Origin of the sequence: Escherichia sp. WS3227_2 (assembly GCF_046486495.1) — a bacterium.
In the GTDB taxonomy this organism is placed as follows: domain Bacteria; phylum Pseudomonadota; class Gammaproteobacteria; order Enterobacterales; family Enterobacteriaceae; genus Escherichia; species Escherichia coli.
In genome coordinates, this window is record NZ_JBJQLG010000001.1 from 619,123 (window position 1) to 634,363 (window position 15,241).

Genomic DNA, 15,241 nt, shown 5'->3' on the forward strand with positions numbered 1-15,241 from the left:
ACCTGTTCCTTGCGGAGTTGCCGCGTACCAATGCTTCAACCAATAAAGCGGGAGTTTTTAATCTTTCCCACTGAAGCGGGTGTGAATACTAACCAAAGCGAATGACCTTCGCAAGGGCAATTTTATCGCATTGTATCAACTGCGGAAAAAAACAGCAAAACCGATGTGTTCGCTGAGAAAAAAGGCGACAATCGCCGCCTTTTTAGCCAGCCATTTATCGTTTTAAACGGCTTTTACTGCATCGGCGATGCGGTGTGCAAATTCAGTCACCTGCGCTTCGTCTTCGCCTTCCACCATCACGCGAATTAACGGTTCGGTGCCGGATTTACGCAACAGCACACGTCCACGGCTACCCAGCGCCGCTTCAACTTCTGCGGTCACAGCTTTGACTGATTCATGCTCCAGCGGATCGCCGCTACCTGCGGTGTAACGCACGTTAACCAGAATCTGCGGGAACATTTTCATGCCGCTGCAAAGATCGTGCAGGCTCATATGGTTACGCGCCATCGCCGCCAGCACCTGCAAGCCAGCAACGATACCGTCACCGGTAGTGGTTTTATCCAGCAGGATCACATGACCGGAATTCTCTGCACCGATACGCCAGCCTTTCTCCTGCATTTTTTCCAGTACGTAGCGGTCACCCACTTTCGCGCGCGCAAATGGAATTCCTAACTGTTTCAGCGCCAGTTCAAGCCCCATGTTGCTCATCAATGTACCCACAGCGCCACCACGCAGCTGGCCCTGACGAAGACCTTCACGCGCGATGATATACATGATCTGATCGCCATCGACTTTATTGCCTTCATGGTCAACCATAATCACGCGATCGCCGTCGCCGTCAAAGGCAATACCGAGATCCGCTTTTTCAGCCAGCACACGAGCCTGGAGCGCGCGAACGTCGGTAGCCCCCACTTCGGCATTGATGTTTACACCGTTCGGCTCACAACCGATAGCGATAACGTTCGCCCCCAGTTCACGCAGCACGTTCGGCGCGATGTGATAAGTCGCACCGTTTGCACAATCCACCACAATCTTCAGTTCACTGAGGCTAAGTTCGTTCGGGAACGTGGCTTTGCAAAACTCGATATAGCGACCCGCAGCATCAACGATACGGCTGGCTTTACCCAGTTCTGCCGAATCAACGCAGCTGATCTCTTTTTCCATTTCCGCTTCGATGGCCTCTTCAACTGCATCCGGCAGTTTGGTGCCGTCGATAGAGAAAAATTTAATGCCATTATCGTAGAACGGGTTATGCGATGCAGATATCACAATCCCAGCCTCTGCGCGGAAAGTCCGCGTCAGATAAGCCACGGCCGGTGTTGGCATCGGGCCAGTGAAGAGCGCGGAAAGACCGGCAGCCGCCAGACCCGCTTCCAGTGCTGACTCCAGCATATAGCCAGAAATACGCGTGTCTTTACCAATAATGATCTTACGGGAGCCGTGGCGCGCCAACACTTTACCCGCGGCCCAACCCAGCTTAAGCACAAAATCAGGTGTGATCGGCGCATCCCCTACACGACCACGAATCCCATCGGTACCGAAATATTTACGATTACTCATAGCGTTTGTTTTCCTTTGCAGACAGAGTGGCTTCCACCACCCGCATCGCTTCTACGGTTTCTTTGACGTCATGAACACGAATGATGTGCGCGCCTTGCATTGCGGCAATGACCGCACAGGCCAGACTACCGCTCAGGCGCTCGGACGGCCCCACGTTCAGCAGCTGCCCAATCATCGATTTTCGTGACATACCCACCAACAGCGGCAGGTTGAAATGGTGAAATTCAGCCAGGCGCGCCAGTAATGAATAGTTATGGGAGAGATTTTTACCGAAACCGAATCCGGGGTCGAGCAACAATTTCTCTTTTGCGATACCCGCCTGCTCGCAACGTGCTATTTGCTCAATAAAGTAGCGATTCACTTCTGCAAAGACATCGTCATACTTCGGGGCTTCCTGCATAGTTTTTGGATTTCCCTGCATATGCATCAGACAAACCGGTAAACCGGTTTCTGCAGCCGCCTCCAGAGCGCCAGGTTCGGAAAGGGAGCGGATATCGTTAATAATGTGAGCGCCAACTTTCGCTGACTCACGGATGACTTCTGGTTTGGATGTATCTACCGAGATCCAGACTTCGAAGCGTTGAGCAATTGCCTCAACCACAGGAATAACACGTTGTAACTCTTCTTCAACGCTAACTTCCGCCGCCCCTGGACGTGTGGACTCGCCACCAACGTCAATGATCGTCGCGCCAGCGTTGATCATCAGATTCGCATGTTTCACCGCATCTATCAGCGAGTTATGCGTGCCACCATCCGAAAAGGAATCAGGCGTGACGTTGAGGATCCCCATTACGTGAGGATGGCTAAGGTCCAGTGAAGTACCCTGGGCAAAGAGTTTCATAATGTTATCCCTGGTATGAATTGATAAGAAAAAACCCCGGAGCACGCCCCGGGGTTTTTGGTACAAATACAGTCATCTGATGCGGGAACTTACTTGTCGCCTAACTGCTCTGACATGGTGTTACCCGGGTTCGGCGTACGCGGTTCATCAACCGGACGAGGAGCCTTTGGACTACCATTGTCGCCAGAATTGTTAGAAGCGCCTGGTTCTTCCCAGCCCGCTGGCGGACGTACATCGCGACGTGCCATCAGGTCATCAATCTGCGGTGCGTCGATAGTCTCATATTTCATGAGAGCATCTTTCATCGCATGCAGAATATCCATATTGTCGGTCAGAAGCTGACGCGCACGATTATAGTTACGCTCAATCAGTGCTTTCACTTCCTGGTCGATGATACGTGCAGTTTCATCAGACATATGTTTCGCTTTCGCTACGCTACGGCCGAGGAACACTTCACCTTCTTCTTCCGCGTACAGCAGTGGACCCAATTTCTCAGAGAAGCCCCACTGAGTCACCATGTTACGTGCCAGGTTGGTCGCAACTTTAATATCGTTGGACGCACCGGTAGAAACATGTTCCGGCCCGTAGATGATCTCTTCTGCCAGACGACCACCGTACAGCGTAGAAATCTGGCTTTCCAGTTTCTGACGGCTGGCGCTGATTGCGTCGCCCTCAGGCAAGAAGAAAGTTACACCCAGCGCACGACCGCGTGGGATAATCGTCACTTTGTGCACCGGATCGTGTTCCGGCACCAGGCGACCGATAATCGCGTGACCCGCTTCGTGGTAAGCCGTCGATTCTTTCTGCGCTTCCGTCATCACCATGGAGCGACGTTCCGCACCCATCATGATTTTGTCTTTCGCTTTCTCGAACTCAACCATCGACACAACGCGTTTGTTGCCACGAGCAGCGAACAGTGCCGCTTCGTTCACCAGGTTCGCCAGGTCAGCACCGGAGAAACCAGGAGTACCACGGGCAATGATTGCCGCGTCGATATCGGGTGCCAATGGTACGCGACGCATGTGAACTTTCAGGATCTGCTCACGACCGCGAACATCTGGCAAGCCAACCACAACCTGACGGTCGAAACGGCCAGGACGCAGCAGCGCCGGGTCAAGAACGTCCGGACGGTTAGTCGCGGCGATAACGATGATACCTTCGTTACCTTCGAAGCCATCCATCTCAACCAGCATCTGGTTCAGAGTCTGTTCACGTTCATCGTGACCACCGCCCAGGCCTGCGCCACGCTGGCGGCCTACGGCGTCGATTTCATCGATAAAGATGATACACGGTGCCGCTTTCTTCGCCTGTTCGAACATGTCACGAACACGGGATGCACCCACACCGACGAACATTTCGACGAAGTCAGAACCGGAGATAGTAAAGAACGGAACTTTCGCTTCGCCTGCAATCGCTTTCGCCAGCAGCGTTTTACCGGTACCCGGAGGACCGACCATCAGGACGCCTTTCGGGATCTTACCGCCGAGTTTCTGGAAGCGGCTCGGCTCGCGCAGATACTCAACCAGTTCAGCAACTTCTTCTTTTGCTTCGTCGCAGCCCGCAACGTCAGCAAAGGTCGTTTTGATCTGATCTTCCGTCAGCATGCGCGCTTTGCTCTTACCAAACGACATGGCACCTTTGCCACCGCCGCCCTGCATTTGACGCATGAAGAAGATCCAGACACCAATCAGCAACAGCATCGGGAACCAGGAGATGAAGATAGAAGCCAGCAGGCTTGGTTCTTCAGGCGGTTCACCGACAACCTTGACGTTCTTGGTCAACAGGTTATCCAGTAATTTCGGATCCTGAACCGGAATGTAAGTGGTATAACGGTTACTATCTTTCTTGGTAACGTTGATTTCACGTCCGTTGATACGCGCTTCACGAACCTGGTCGTTATTGACCTCTTGTAGGAAGGTAGAGTAATCCACCTTACGGCCATTAGACTCGCTGGGCCCAAAGCTCTGGAATACTGACATCAGCACAACGGCAATGACCAGCCAGAGTATTAGGTTTTTCGCCATGTCACTCAAGGGATTAACCTCTTATTACAACTGTGTTAAAAACAGCGTCAGGATACTCTATATCCAGCATCTTTCAAACTTTCGTCTGAAATCTCCCGGTTAGGGTTTACGCCCGGTCGCTACAATATACACTTCCCGCGAACGTGCGCGAGAAGAGTCCGGCTTACGAACTTTGACCTTCGTAAACAGGGAGCGAATTTCCCTTAGATACTCATCGAAACCTTCGCCCTGGAACACCTTCACTACAAAACTGCCACCTGGCGCTAATACATCACGACACATTTCTAGCGCCAGTTCCACCAGATACATGGCACGGGGGATATCCACCGCCGGTGTTCCGCTCATGTTTGGTGCCATATCGGACATGACAACCTGGACTTTGCTGTCGCCAACGCGCTCCAGCAGTGCTTTCATCACCAGTTCATCACGAAAATCGCCCTGAAGAAAGTCCACACCAACGATAGGATCCATAGGTAAAAGATCGCAAGCGATGATACGGCCTTTGCCGCCAATTTGGGTGACCACATATTGTGACCAACCACCCGGCGCAGCACCAAGGTCGACAACCGTCATTCCCGGTTTAAAGAGTTTGTCACTTTGCTGTATTTCATCAAGTTTAAACCAGGCACGGGAACGTAACCCCTTTTTCTGTGCCTGTTGAACATATTTATCGCTAAAGTGTTCCTGAAGCCAGCGGCTGGAGCTGGCAGAACGCTTCTTACCTGTCATTTAACTTTCCCATTGGGATAACTCATCGTAACCAATTGCGTAAATTTTTACGCGCCTATTTGGTGATATATGGGAGATGGCGGTAGAATGACCCGTTTTCAATCCCAACGTAAGCAAAAAATACGATGAATCTGAGTACTAAACAAAAACAGCACCTGAAAGGTCTGGCACATCCGCTCAAGCCAGTTGTTCTGCTTGGCAGTAATGGTTTGACCGAAGGGGTGCTGGCCGAGATTGAACAAGCGTTAGAGCACCATGAACTCATCAAGGTGAAAATCGCCACCGAAGATCGCGAAACTAAAACCTTGATCGTGGAAGCTATCGTGCGCGAAACCGGCGCCTGTAATGTACAGGTCATCGGTAAAACGCTGGTGCTTTATCGCCCAACTAAAGAACGTAAAATCTCGCTGCCACGCTAAGATTATCCTAAAGTTACACACATTTGCTGTGTAAAACGAGGGGTTTTCCGCAGGCAGGAGAGCAAAATGCCACGCTCTGTTCGTTGATAAAAGGCCGCATAGCGGCCTTTTTCCTTTCTTTACAATACATCAACATCTTGAGTATTGGGTAATTCTTACAGGTATTCCACCTTAATTACTTCAAATTCTACTTCGCCGCCCGGCGTTTTGATGACCACAACATCATCTTCTTCTTTGCCGATCAGGCCACGAGCAATAGGTGAGTTTACAGAAATCAGGTTTTGTTTAAAGTCAGCTTCGTCATCGCCAACGATGCGATAAGTCTGTTCTTCGTCAGAATCGAGATTCAGCACCGTTACGGTAGCACCAAAAATAACGCGCCCATTGTTGGGCATTTTGGTGACATCAATCACCTGCGCGTTCGACAGCTTGGCTTCGATGTCTTTGATACGGCCTTCGCAGAAGCCCTGCTGTTCACGAGCTGCGTGGTATTCGGCGTTTTCTTTCAGGTCGCCATGCTCACGCGCTTCCGCGATAGCAGCAATGATTTCAGGACGGCGCACAGATTTCAGAAAATCCAGCTCTTCGCGTAATTTTTCAGCGCCGCGTAAGGTCATCGGAATAGCTTGCATTTGTTATACCTCTTGAATATTCCTGATGGGGCAAGTCTTCACCCACCCCGGCTGTTCGGCCTGCCCGGCATAACTCCTCACCGGGACCAGAAGCAAAAAAATACCGACCCGGGTACAAGTCCCAGGTCAGCTACAATTCACATTTTGATAGTCATTTTACCCTGAAGTTCCCGAAGGGTCATCGTTTACTTTATAGGGCGTTGCGCCGTAGTATGACGGCTCGATTCCAGGTTGTTAGCGCGAGATTATGCGATTTTCCAGATTTATCATCGGATTGACCAGCTGTATAGCGTTCAGTGTTCAGGCCGCAAATGTTGATGAGTACATTACTCAACTCCCCGCTGGTGCCAACCTTGCCCTGATGGTGCAAAAAGTCGGCGCGTCGGCCCCCGCTATTGATTACCACAGTCAGCAGATGGCGCTGCCCGCCAGTACGCAGAAAGTGATTACTGCACTGGCGGCGTTGATTCAACTCGGCCCCGATTTTCGTTTTACCACGACGCTTGAAACCAAAGGTAATGTGGAAAACGGCGTACTTAAGGGTGACTTAGTGGCGCGATTTGGTGCCGATCCGACGTTAAAACGTCAGGATATTCGCAATATGGTCGCGACTTTGAAAAAATCTGGCGTCAACCAAATCGATGGCAATGTGTTGATAGATACCTCCATTTTCGCCAGCCACGATAAAGCCCCCGGCTGGCCATGGAATGACATGACACAATGCTTTAGCGCTCCGCCTGCTGCCGCCATAGTTGACCGCAACTGTTTCTCCGTCTCGCTCTACAGTGCCCCAAAACCTGGTGATATGGCTTTTATACGCGTGGCATCTTATTACCCCGTTACGATGTTCAGCCAGGTACGCACCCTCCCCCGTGGTTCTGCCGAAGCGCAATATTGCGAGCTGGATGTGGTGCCAGGCGACCTGAACCGCTTTACGCTGACCGGATGCCTGCCACAACGTTCTGAGCCGCTCCCGTTGGCTTTTGCCGTGCAGGATGGAGCCAGCTATGCCGGAGCAATTCTGAAAGATGAGTTAAAACAGGCAGGTATCACCTGGAGCGGAACACTGCTGCGTCAGACGCAGGTTAACGAACCTGGAACGGTAGTTGCCAGTAAACAGTCGGCCCCGCTGCACGATCTGCTTAAGATTATGCTGAAAAAGTCGGACAACATGATTGCCGATACGGTTTTCCGCATGATAGGCCATGCGCGCTTCAATGTGCCTGGAACATGGCGGGCCGGGTCGGACGCCGTGCGTCAGATCCTGCGCCAGCAAGCCGGTGTCGATATTGGTAACACCATTATTGCCGATGGTTCAGGGCTTTCGCGGCATAACCTGATTGCCCCCGCCACCATGATGCAGGTGCTGCAATACATAGCCCAACACGACAATGAACTTAACTTTATCTCTATGCTGCCGCTGGCGGGCTATGACGGCTCTTTGCAGTACCGTGCAGGTCTGCATCAGGCGGGCGTGGATGGCAAAGTCTCAGCGAAAACCGGCTCGTTGCAGGGGGTATATAACCTGGCGGGATTCATTACCACGGCGAGCGGGCAACGAATGGCGTTTGTGCAATATCTTTCCGGCTATGCAGTAGAACCCGCGGATCAGCGTAATCGCCGTATTCCGTTAGTGCGTTTTGAAAGCCGTTTGTACAAAGATATTTATCAGAACAATTAGTCAAAAAGAAACCCCGGCGCATGGCCGGGGTTTTGCTGATTAACGCTTGTAAATGAACTCAACGCCTTCTTCGTCGTCTTCGTCCCAGTCGTCATCCCAGTCTTCATCATCCTCTTCAGCAATCTCTTCAAGCTGCTGACGGTGATAATCATCCCACATGAATTCAACTTTCTCTGGCTGTTTCGCTTCTTCAGCCTGCACGACCGGGTTTTCAATGATAAAGGTCATCACATCCCAGCAGAGATCTTTCACGCCCAGTCCGCTCGCCGCAGAGATCAGATAATATTTATCTTCCCAACCCAGCGCCTCAGCGATCGCTTTCGCTTTCTCTTCGGCTTCTGCCTTATCCAGCAGGTCGATCTTGTTGAAGACTAACCAACGCGGTTTCGCCGCCAGATCCTGGCTGTATTTTTCCAGCTCGCTGATAATAATACGCGCGTTTTCAACCGGATCGGTGCCGTCAATCGGATCGATATCGATGAGGTGCAACAGGACGCGGCAACGTTCCAGGTGCTTCAGGAAGCGAATGCCCAGACCTGCGCCTTCTGCAGCGCCTTCAATCAGTCCTGGAATATCGGCAACAACGAAGCTCTTTTCGTTGTCCATTCGTACCACACCAAGACTTGGCACCAGAGTGGTAAACGGATAATCCGCCACTTTCGGTTTAGCCGCCGATACCGCACGAATAAAGGTCGATTTACCCGCGTTTGGCATCCCCAACATACCGACGTCAGCCAGCAGCATCAGCTCCAGCAGCAGCTCACGCTTATCGCCCGGCGTACCGTTAGTTTTCTGCCGTGGTGTACGGTTAACTGACGATTTGAAACGGGTATTGCCCAGACCGTGCCAGCCGCCCTTAGCAACCAGCAGACGCTGACCGTGTTTGGTCATATCGCCCATGGTTTCACCGGTACCCTGGTCGATAACACGCGTACCTACCGGCACTTTAATCGTCACGTCTTTACCGCGCTTACCGGTACAGTCGCGGCTTGCGCCATTCTGACCACGCTCTGCGCGGAAAGATTTTTCAAAACGATAATCGATAAGCGTGTTCAGGTTCTCGTCGGCTTCCATCCATACGTCACCGCCGTCACCGCCGTCGCCGCCATCCGGGCCGCCTTTCGGAATATACTTTTCGCGGCGGAAGCTCACGCAACCATTACCGCCATCACCTGCAACGACCAGAATCGATGCTTCATCAACAAACTTCATTTTATTCTCCGTAAATCATTCGCCTGCGCGGGGTTGCGATACCACCGTTGTATGCTTACGTAATCCGCCCCAAATACGATGACCAATGGCGGAATACATCGCGCCCGCAACCACGACAAACGCACCGAGATAACCTAAAAGGTTTAACATCGGTCTGGCGAAGAAATCGGGCCAGGCCAGTGATAAAAGATCTGAAAAAAACAGCGTAAACAGTGGGGTGAGCGTAATGATCGCGCTCACCTGCGCTGCCTGCCAGCGAGCCATCGCTTCCGCCAGGGCGCCATATCCTACCAATGTATTCAGTCCGCAAAAAATTAAACATGCGAGCTGCCAGTGGCTAAGCTGCGCTATCACTCCAGGCTTTGCCAGAGGGAAGAGCGCAATTGTACATAAAGTGTACAGTAAAAACAGAATCTGCGGTGAGGCCAGCCGACGCAATAAAACCTTTTGCGCCACGCCATAACTCACCCAAACCGTCGCAGCACCGACCCCAAAGATAACTCCCCAGGTGTAATCGGTGAGCTTTGTAAATATCTCGACCAGACTGGTGTTAAAAAACATCACCAGGCCGCTCAGGAGCATCAATGCCCCTACAACCTGAGTGCTGCGCATTTTCTCTTTCAGGATAAATACGCTGGCAACCATCATGCCAACTGGCGAGAGTTGCCCAATCACCTGCGAAGCGGTCGGACTCAGGTATTGCAAGGATGAGCTGAACAGGATGAAGTTCCCAAACAGCCCGGCGGTCGCCACTGCCAACAAAATCAACCAGCGTGGCTTACGAAACACGCGTAATGGCGGCAACCTCTTCTTCACCGCAAGAATGGCACCAAGGCCAATACTCGCCATCAAGAAACGGTAAAACACGATTGTCGGAGGTTCCATCACCTCCAGCACCTGCTTCATTGCGATTGGCAACGCCCCCCAGCAAATTGCTGTGGTGAGCGCCAAAAGAATGCCAATGCCTGCCTGCTGCTTCATACCGTATTCCCTGCAAAGCGCATTTGCGAATTAACGTCGCACCATGCGCATTTTTACCGGTTATCGAATGTAAAAAGCCCCGCAACGTGTTGCGGGGCTTTCATCCGTTACCGGGACGCGAAAAACTTATTCAGCTTCGATGCTGATAAATTTACGGTTTTTCGGGCCTTTAACTTCGAATTTCACTTTACCGTCTGCTTTAGCAAACAGAGTGTGGTCACGACCGCAACCTACGTTAGCGCCAGCGTGGAATTTGGTACCACGTTGACGAACGATGATGCTACCCGCCAGAACGGATTCGCCACCGAAACGCTTAACGCCCAGGCGTTTAGCTTCTGAATCGCGACCGTTACGTGTGGAGCCGCCAGCCTTTTTATGTGCCATTTGAAATCTCTCCTCAGGTCTTAGGCGCTGATGCCAGTAATTTTCACATCAGTGAACCACTGACGATGGCCCTGCTGCTTACGATAGTGTTTACGACGACGAAACTTAACGATTTTAACTTTCTCGCCACGACCGTGAGCAACAACTTCAGCTTTGATTACGCCGCCATCAACGAAAGGAACGCCGATTTTGACTTCTTCACCGTTTGCGATCATCAGCACTTCAGCGAACTCAACAGTTTCGCCAGTTGCGATGTCCAGCTTTTCCAGGCGAACGGTCTGACCTTCGCTTACTCGGTGTTGTTTACCACCACTTTGGAAAACCGCGTACATATAAAACTCCGCTTCCGCGCACACCTTTTCAATGATTCAGAGTGCGCTATAAATATTCACAATAGGGCGCGAATATTACGCAAAACGCACGCCTTTGACAAGTGCTACAGTCAATACACGAAGAAAAAAAACACAACTTGTACGGTAACGTTTATCTGTGCCATTTTTTCAGTACAATCACCCTATATTCCTAACCATAAACCCTAACTTGCCTTTGTTCACAGTAAGGTAATCGGGGCGAAAAGCCCGGCTTTTGCGATGAATTTAGAAAAAATCAATGAGTTAACCGCGCAAGATATGGCGGGTGTTAATGCGGCAATCCTTGAGCAGCTTAATTCCGACGTCCAACTGATCAATCAGTTAGGCTATTACATCGTCAGCGGCGGCGGTAAACGTATTCGCCCGATGATTGCTGTACTGGCTGCACGAGCTGTTGGCTATGAGGGAAATGCGCATGTCACCATTGCTGCCCTGATCGAGTTTATCCACACGGCGACTCTGCTGCACGACGACGTTGTGGATGAATCAGATATGCGCAGGGGTAAAGCTACCGCCAACGCCGCATTTGGCAATGCCGCCAGCGTGCTGGTAGGCGATTTTATTTATACCCGCGCGTTCCAGATGATGACCAGCCTCGGCTCGCTCAAAGTGCTGGAAGTCATGTCAGAAGCCGTAAACGTCATCGCAGAAGGTGAAGTTCTGCAACTGATGAACGTTAACGATCCGGACATCACTGAAGAAAACTACATGCGCGTTATCTATAGCAAAACCGCGCGTCTGTTTGAGGCTGCCGCGCAGTGTTCCGGGATTCTGGCTGGCTGTACGCCGGAGGAGGAGAAAGGCCTGCAGGATTATGGGCGCTATCTCGGCACTGCTTTCCAGTTGATCGACGATTTACTCGATTACAATGCCGATGGCGAACAGTTAGGTAAAAACGTCGGCGACGATCTGAACGAAGGTAAACCGACGCTGCCGCTGCTGCATGCAATGCATCATGGCACACCAGAACAGGCACAGATGATTCGTACCGCCATCGAACAGGGTAACGGTCGCCATCTTCTGGAACCGGTTCTGGAAGCAATGAACGCTTGTGGATCTCTTGAATGGACGCGTCAGCGTGCCGAGGAAGAAGCAGACAAAGCCATCGCAGCGTTACAGGTGCTCCCGGACACCCCGTGGCGAGAAGCACTCATCGGCCTCGCGCACATAGCTGTTCAACGCGATCGTTAATCCCCTCCCCCTCATCCCGCGCAGTGCGCGGGATGATTCCAATAAGTTCCATAAAAACACTTATTCAGCGTAATAACGCCTGAAAAACCAGTGTATGTATCTTTATATATTCTGAACATTCACACTCTTTACAGGAACTTTTTAGAGCAATAGGCCATCAGGAGTATAGTGATGCCCGACAAAAGAAATGTTCTGAATGAAAGCGACTAACTTAAGGAGTGAGGAAAGATGGAAAGTAATTTCATTGACTGGCATCCCGCTGACATCATTGCGGGTTTGCGCAAGAAGGGAACGTCAATGGCGGCGGAATCTCGCAGAAATGGTTTGAGTTCCTCAACGCTGGCGAACGCATTATCGCGCCCATGGCCGAAAGGAGAGATGATTATTGCGAAAGCCCTGGGAACTGACCCCTGGGTTATCTGGCCATCACGCTACCATGATCCGCAGACCCATGAGTTTATCGACAGAACGCAGTTGATGCGTAGCTACACTAAACCGAAAAAATGAGTGGTCTGGCGGTAGCCCCGCGAACGGGGCTGCCAGCTCTCAGACGATTACTCGCCTTTCACACGCTCAATATTTGCACCTAAAGCGCGCAGTTTGTCTTCAATGCGTTCGTAGCCACGATCGATGTGATAAATACGATCAACTACCGTCGTCCCTTCCGCAATACAGCCAGCCAGCACCAGGCTTGCTGATGCACGCAGATCGGTTGCCATAACCTGTGCGCCAGAAAGTTTTTCAACACCGTGACAAATAACGGTATTGCTTTCGATTTCGGCGTGCGCGCCCATACGGCTCAGCTCTGGCACATGCATAAAGCGGTTTTCAAAGACCGTTTCGGTGATGAAGCCGGTCCCTTCTGCCACCAGGTTCAACAGCGTGAACTGGGCCTGCATATCGGTCGGGAATGCCGGATGCGGCGCGGTACGTACGTTAACAGCCTTCGGACGTTTGCCATGCATATCCAGGCTAATCCAGTCTTCGCCGACTTCGATGTCTGCTCCAGCGTCACGCAGTTTCGCCAGCACGGCGTCGAGAGTATCTGGCTGCGCGTTACGGCAGATAATTTTGCCGCGAGAGATCGCCGCCGCCACCAGGAAAGTACCGGTTTCGATACGATCCGGCAGCACGCGATAGACACCGCCGCCTAAACGTTCCACACCTTCGATGACGATACGATCGGTGCCCTGACCGCTAATTTTCGCACCCAGCGTAATCAGGAAGTTCGCGGTATCGACGATTTCCGGTTCACGCGCTGCGTTTTCAATAATCGTGGTGCCTTCCGCCAGGGTTGCAGCACACATGATGGTCACCGTTGCGCCAACGCTGACTTTATCCATCACGATATGTGCGCCTTTCAGACGACCATCGACGGAAGCTTTAACGTAACCTTCTTCCAGTTTGATGGTCGCGCCTAATTGTTCGAGACCAGAAATGTGTAGATCAACCGGACGTGCACCAATCGTACAACCGCCAGGCAGTGAAACTTGCCCCTGACCAAAGCGCGCTACCAGCGGCCCCAGCGCCCAGATAGAAGCACGCATGGTTTTAACCAGATCGTAAGGTGCGCAGAATACATTAACGTCGCGGGCATCAATATGCACAGAACCATTACGTTCTACTTTCGCACCCAGCTGGCTTAGCAGCTTCATTGATGTATCGACGTCTTTCAGTTTCGGGACGTTCTGGATCTCTACCGGTTCTTCCGCCAGTAGTGCGGCAAAAAGGATAGGCAGAGCAGCATTTTTAGCGCCGGAAATTGTGACTTCGCCCTGGAGCTTCGTTGGCCCCTGAACACGAAATTTATCCATTTAGGTTGTTCTCAGTTAACAATTCATATCCGCTACCGGCGAATCGCCCATAGCTCAAAAGCCGTTCAGTTTGCGATCGCGCGCCCACTCCGCAGGGGTATACGCTTTGATCGACACAGCATGAATGCGGTTATCCGCAATATATTCCATCAGCGGGCCATAGACCGTCTGCTGTTTTTTAACCCGACTCATGCCGTCAAACAACTCACCCACGGCAATAACCTGAAAGTGGCTGCCATCGCCGGAAACGTGGACTTCCTGGAGGGAGAGAGCGTTCATCAACACGCTCTGAATTTCATTATTTTCCATGGGATCTTCAATCATCAGTTAATAAACCAGCGAAACATCTTAGAGCAAAGTTGCGCTGGCATAAATAAGCAAAAAGCCTCGCTGATAAATCAGACAAGGCTCGACTTGCAGGCAGGTTTGCCGGACAGGCGGTTAACGCCATATCCGGCCTGAAAAAATTTAACGAGGCAGAACATCAGCAGGCAAATTATACAATTTCGCCAGGGTATACACTTTATCGTTTACCCCCTGAAGCGTCACGTTGTTGCCCTGCTTTTTCGCCAGATCGATAAGATGGAGCAGCAGTGCCAGTCCACCCGTATCCACGCGGGACACACGGCTAAGATCGATGCAGGTAATCCCCTTCACCGCTTCCTCACGCATTTCCCAAAGCGGTAGCAGAACGTCCTGATCCAGCTCTCCGGATAGCGCCAGCGTGTCACCCGTCTGCATCCAGCTCAGTGACTCGCTCATTATTTTTTCTCTTCCAGAGTGATTTTCTGTTGAGAAATCGATTTCAGTTGTGCAGTCAGGCCGTCGATACCTTTGGTACGCAGCAGCGTTCCCCACTCGTTTTGTTTGGTGGTGATCATACTGACGCCTTCAGCAATCATGTCGTAAGCCTGCCAGTTGCCCGTCTGGGAGTTTTTACGCCACTGGAAGTCCAGACGCACCGGCGGGCGGCCATTCGGGTCAATAATGGTAACGCGAATAGGCACAATGGTTTTATCGCCCAGCGGCTGTTCTGGCGCAATCTGATAGGTTTGACCGTGATACATCGCCAGCGCCTGACCGTAAGCCTGCTTCAGGTACTCACGGAAAGCGGCAAAGTAAGCATCACGTTGAGCAGGGGTCGCACTCTTGTAATACTGGCCCAGCACCAGCGCACCGGCGTATTTCACCTGTACGTATGGCAGCAGTTCCTGATCGACAATGGTACGCAGATAATCCGGGTTGGCCCGAATTTGCGGTTGCTCATTCTTCAGGCGATCGAACGTTTTCTGCGCCGCCTCGTCCATCAGCTTATACGGATTGGTCTGGTCTGCCGCGGTTGCCGCACTCAGCGGTGCAATCACCAGCAAAGCGACCATCATTAAACGTTTAAACATGCGTC

17 protein-coding genes are annotated in these 15,241 nt (G+C 51.7%); 4 read left to right on the top strand and 13 right to left on the bottom strand.

Translation table 11 applies throughout. The features are described 5' to 3' along the window. Positions 1-222 precede the first annotated feature (222 nt). From glmM to rlmE, 4 genes are all read right to left on the bottom strand, one after another. Complete coding sequence (gene glmM, locus ACJHXB_RS03010) at positions 223-1,560, bottom strand: phosphoglucosamine mutase (RefSeq protein WP_000071137.1); 1,338 nt, start codon at positions 1,558-1,560, stop codon at positions 223-225. After that, a complete protein-coding gene (folP, locus tag ACJHXB_RS03015) occupies positions 1,553-2,401 on the bottom strand; it encodes a dihydropteroate synthase (protein ID WP_000764731.1) in 849 nt (282 codons plus the stop codon). The genes glmM and folP overlap by 8 nt, the downstream gene beginning before the upstream one ends. Positions 2,402-2,490: 89 nt before the next feature. Beyond that, positions 2,491-4,425 carry an ATP-dependent zinc metalloprotease FtsH gene (gene ftsH, locus ACJHXB_RS03020; protein WP_001107467.1) on the bottom strand — a complete coding sequence of 645 codons (1,935 nt, stop codon included), beginning with the start codon at positions 4,423-4,425 and terminating at the stop codon, positions 2,491-2,493. Positions 4,426-4,524: 99 nt separating this feature from the next. Beyond that, positions 4,525-5,154, bottom strand: coding sequence for a 23S rRNA (uridine(2552)-2'-O)-methyltransferase RlmE (gene rlmE, locus ACJHXB_RS03025; RefSeq protein WP_000145975.1), 630 nt, complete (start codon positions 5,152-5,154; stop codon positions 4,525-4,527). Positions 5,155-5,279: 125 nt separating this feature from the next. On the opposite strand from rlmE, the gene yhbY reads away from it, so the two are divergent. Beyond that, positions 5,280-5,573 carry a ribosome assembly RNA-binding protein YhbY gene (gene yhbY, locus ACJHXB_RS03030; RefSeq protein ID WP_001054420.1) on the top strand — a complete coding sequence of 98 codons (294 nt, stop codon included), beginning with the start codon at positions 5,280-5,282 and terminating at the stop codon, positions 5,571-5,573. A gap of 155 nt (positions 5,574-5,728) precedes the next feature. Here the strand turns inward: yhbY and greA are convergent, their stop codons facing one another. Continuing rightward, complete coding sequence (greA, locus tag ACJHXB_RS03035; protein WP_001148001.1) at positions 5,729-6,205, bottom strand: transcription elongation factor GreA; 477 nt, start codon at positions 6,203-6,205, stop codon at positions 5,729-5,731. A 247-nt stretch (positions 6,206-6,452) separates the two neighbouring features. Between greA and dacB the strand changes: the two genes are divergently transcribed. Continuing rightward, complete coding sequence (gene dacB / locus ACJHXB_RS03040; protein WP_001212619.1) at positions 6,453-7,886, top strand: serine-type D-Ala-D-Ala carboxypeptidase; 1,434 nt, start codon at positions 6,453-6,455, stop codon at positions 7,884-7,886. 39 nt (positions 7,887-7,925) lie between these two features. Here the strand turns inward: dacB and cgtA are convergent, their stop codons facing one another. The 4 genes from cgtA to rplU all read right to left on the bottom strand — a co-directional run bounded on the left by cgtA (position 7,926) and on the right by rplU (position 10,795). Next, positions 7,926-9,098 (bottom strand): Obg family GTPase CgtA, encoded by a 1,173-nt coding sequence (gene cgtA, locus ACJHXB_RS03045; protein ID WP_000673561.1) that lies wholly within the window; start codon positions 9,096-9,098, stop codon positions 7,926-7,928. Positions 9,099-9,113: 15 nt separating this feature from the next. After that, a complete protein-coding gene (locus ACJHXB_RS03050) occupies positions 9,114-10,079 on the bottom strand; it encodes a DMT family transporter (protein WP_000813037.1) in 966 nt (321 codons plus the stop codon). A gap of 126 nt (positions 10,080-10,205) precedes the next feature. Continuing rightward, positions 10,206-10,463, bottom strand: coding sequence for a 50S ribosomal protein L27 (rpmA, locus tag ACJHXB_RS03055; protein WP_000940595.1), 258 nt, complete (start codon positions 10,461-10,463; stop codon positions 10,206-10,208). 20 nt (positions 10,464-10,483) lie between these two features. Beyond that, positions 10,484-10,795, bottom strand: coding sequence for a 50S ribosomal protein L21 (gene rplU, locus ACJHXB_RS03060; RefSeq protein ID WP_000271401.1), 312 nt, complete (start codon positions 10,793-10,795; stop codon positions 10,484-10,486). 258 nt (positions 10,796-11,053) lie between these two features. Here rplU and ispB point away from each other — a divergent pair, with 258 nt between their 5' ends. Both ispB and sfsB read left to right on the top strand, forming a co-directional pair. After that, a complete protein-coding gene (gene ispB / locus ACJHXB_RS03065) occupies positions 11,054-12,025 on the top strand; it encodes an octaprenyl diphosphate synthase (RefSeq protein ID WP_001047336.1) in 972 nt (323 codons plus the stop codon). A 228-nt stretch (positions 12,026-12,253) separates the two neighbouring features. Continuing rightward, on the top strand, positions 12,254-12,532 hold the full coding sequence (gene sfsB, locus ACJHXB_RS03070; RefSeq protein ID WP_000445413.1) for a DNA-binding transcriptional regulator SfsB: 279 nt from the start codon (positions 12,254-12,256) through the stop codon (positions 12,530-12,532). Between the two features lie 47 nt (positions 12,533-12,579). Here sfsB and murA read toward each other — a convergent pair whose 3' ends face one another. The 4 genes from murA to mlaC all read right to left on the bottom strand — a co-directional run bounded on the left by murA (position 12,580) and on the right by mlaC (position 15,236). Next, complete coding sequence (murA, locus tag ACJHXB_RS03075; RefSeq protein WP_000357259.1) at positions 12,580-13,839, bottom strand: UDP-N-acetylglucosamine 1-carboxyvinyltransferase; 1,260 nt, start codon at positions 13,837-13,839, stop codon at positions 12,580-12,582. A gap of 54 nt (positions 13,840-13,893) precedes the next feature. Then, positions 13,894-14,148 carry a BolA family iron metabolism protein IbaG gene (gene ibaG / locus ACJHXB_RS03080; RefSeq protein WP_000429656.1) on the bottom strand — a complete coding sequence of 85 codons (255 nt, stop codon included), beginning with the start codon at positions 14,146-14,148 and terminating at the stop codon, positions 13,894-13,896. Positions 14,149-14,307: 159 nt separating this feature from the next. Further along, a complete protein-coding gene (gene mlaB, locus ACJHXB_RS03085) occupies positions 14,308-14,601 on the bottom strand; it encodes a lipid asymmetry maintenance protein MlaB (protein ID WP_000004488.1) in 294 nt (97 codons plus the stop codon). Next, positions 14,601-15,236, bottom strand: a complete 636-nt coding sequence (gene mlaC / locus ACJHXB_RS03090; RefSeq protein ID WP_000476484.1) for a phospholipid-binding protein MlaC — start codon at positions 15,234-15,236, stop codon at positions 14,601-14,603. The genes mlaB and mlaC overlap by 1 nt, the downstream gene beginning before the upstream one ends. Between the last annotated feature and the right edge of the window lie 5 nt (positions 15,237-15,241).

Coding starts and splice junctions, on each gene's coding strand:
- glmM (WP_000071137.1), bottom strand. CDS start 1,560: ATGAGTAATCGTAAATATTTCGGTACCGATGGGATTCGTGGTCGTGTA.
- folP (WP_000764731.1), bottom strand. CDS start 2,401: ATGAAACTCTTTGCCCAGGGTACTTCACTGGACCTTAGCCATCCTCAC.
- ftsH (WP_001107467.1), bottom strand. CDS start 4,425: ATGGCGAAAAACCTAATACTCTGGCTGGTCATTGCCGTTGTGCTGATG.
- rlmE (WP_000145975.1), bottom strand. CDS start 5,154: ATGACAGGTAAGAAGCGTTCTGCCAGCTCCAGCCGCTGGCTTCAGGAA.
- yhbY (WP_001054420.1), top strand. CDS start 5,280: ATGAATCTGAGTACTAAACAAAAACAGCACCTGAAAGGTCTGGCACAT.
- greA (WP_001148001.1), bottom strand. CDS start 6,205: ATGCAAGCTATTCCGATGACCTTACGCGGCGCTGAAAAATTACGCGAA.
- dacB (WP_001212619.1), top strand. CDS start 6,453: ATGCGATTTTCCAGATTTATCATCGGATTGACCAGCTGTATAGCGTTC.
- cgtA (WP_000673561.1), bottom strand. CDS start 9,098: ATGAAGTTTGTTGATGAAGCATCGATTCTGGTCGTTGCAGGTGATGGC.
- ACJHXB_RS03050 (WP_000813037.1), bottom strand. CDS start 10,079: ATGAAGCAGCAGGCAGGCATTGGCATTCTTTTGGCGCTCACCACAGCA.
- rpmA (WP_000940595.1), bottom strand. CDS start 10,463: ATGGCACATAAAAAGGCTGGCGGCTCCACACGTAACGGTCGCGATTCA.
- rplU (WP_000271401.1), bottom strand. CDS start 10,795: ATGTACGCGGTTTTCCAAAGTGGTGGTAAACAACACCGAGTAAGCGAA.
- ispB (WP_001047336.1), top strand. CDS start 11,054: ATGAATTTAGAAAAAATCAATGAGTTAACCGCGCAAGATATGGCGGGT.
- sfsB (WP_000445413.1), top strand. CDS start 12,254: ATGGAAAGTAATTTCATTGACTGGCATCCCGCTGACATCATTGCGGGT.
- murA (WP_000357259.1), bottom strand. CDS start 13,839: ATGGATAAATTTCGTGTTCAGGGGCCAACGAAGCTCCAGGGCGAAGTC.
- ibaG (WP_000429656.1), bottom strand. CDS start 14,148: ATGGAAAATAATGAAATTCAGAGCGTGTTGATGAACGCTCTCTCCCTC.
- mlaB (WP_000004488.1), bottom strand. CDS start 14,601: ATGAGCGAGTCACTGAGCTGGATGCAGACGGGTGACACGCTGGCGCTA.
- mlaC (WP_000476484.1), bottom strand. CDS start 15,236: ATGTTTAAACGTTTAATGATGGTCGCTTTGCTGGTGATTGCACCGCTG.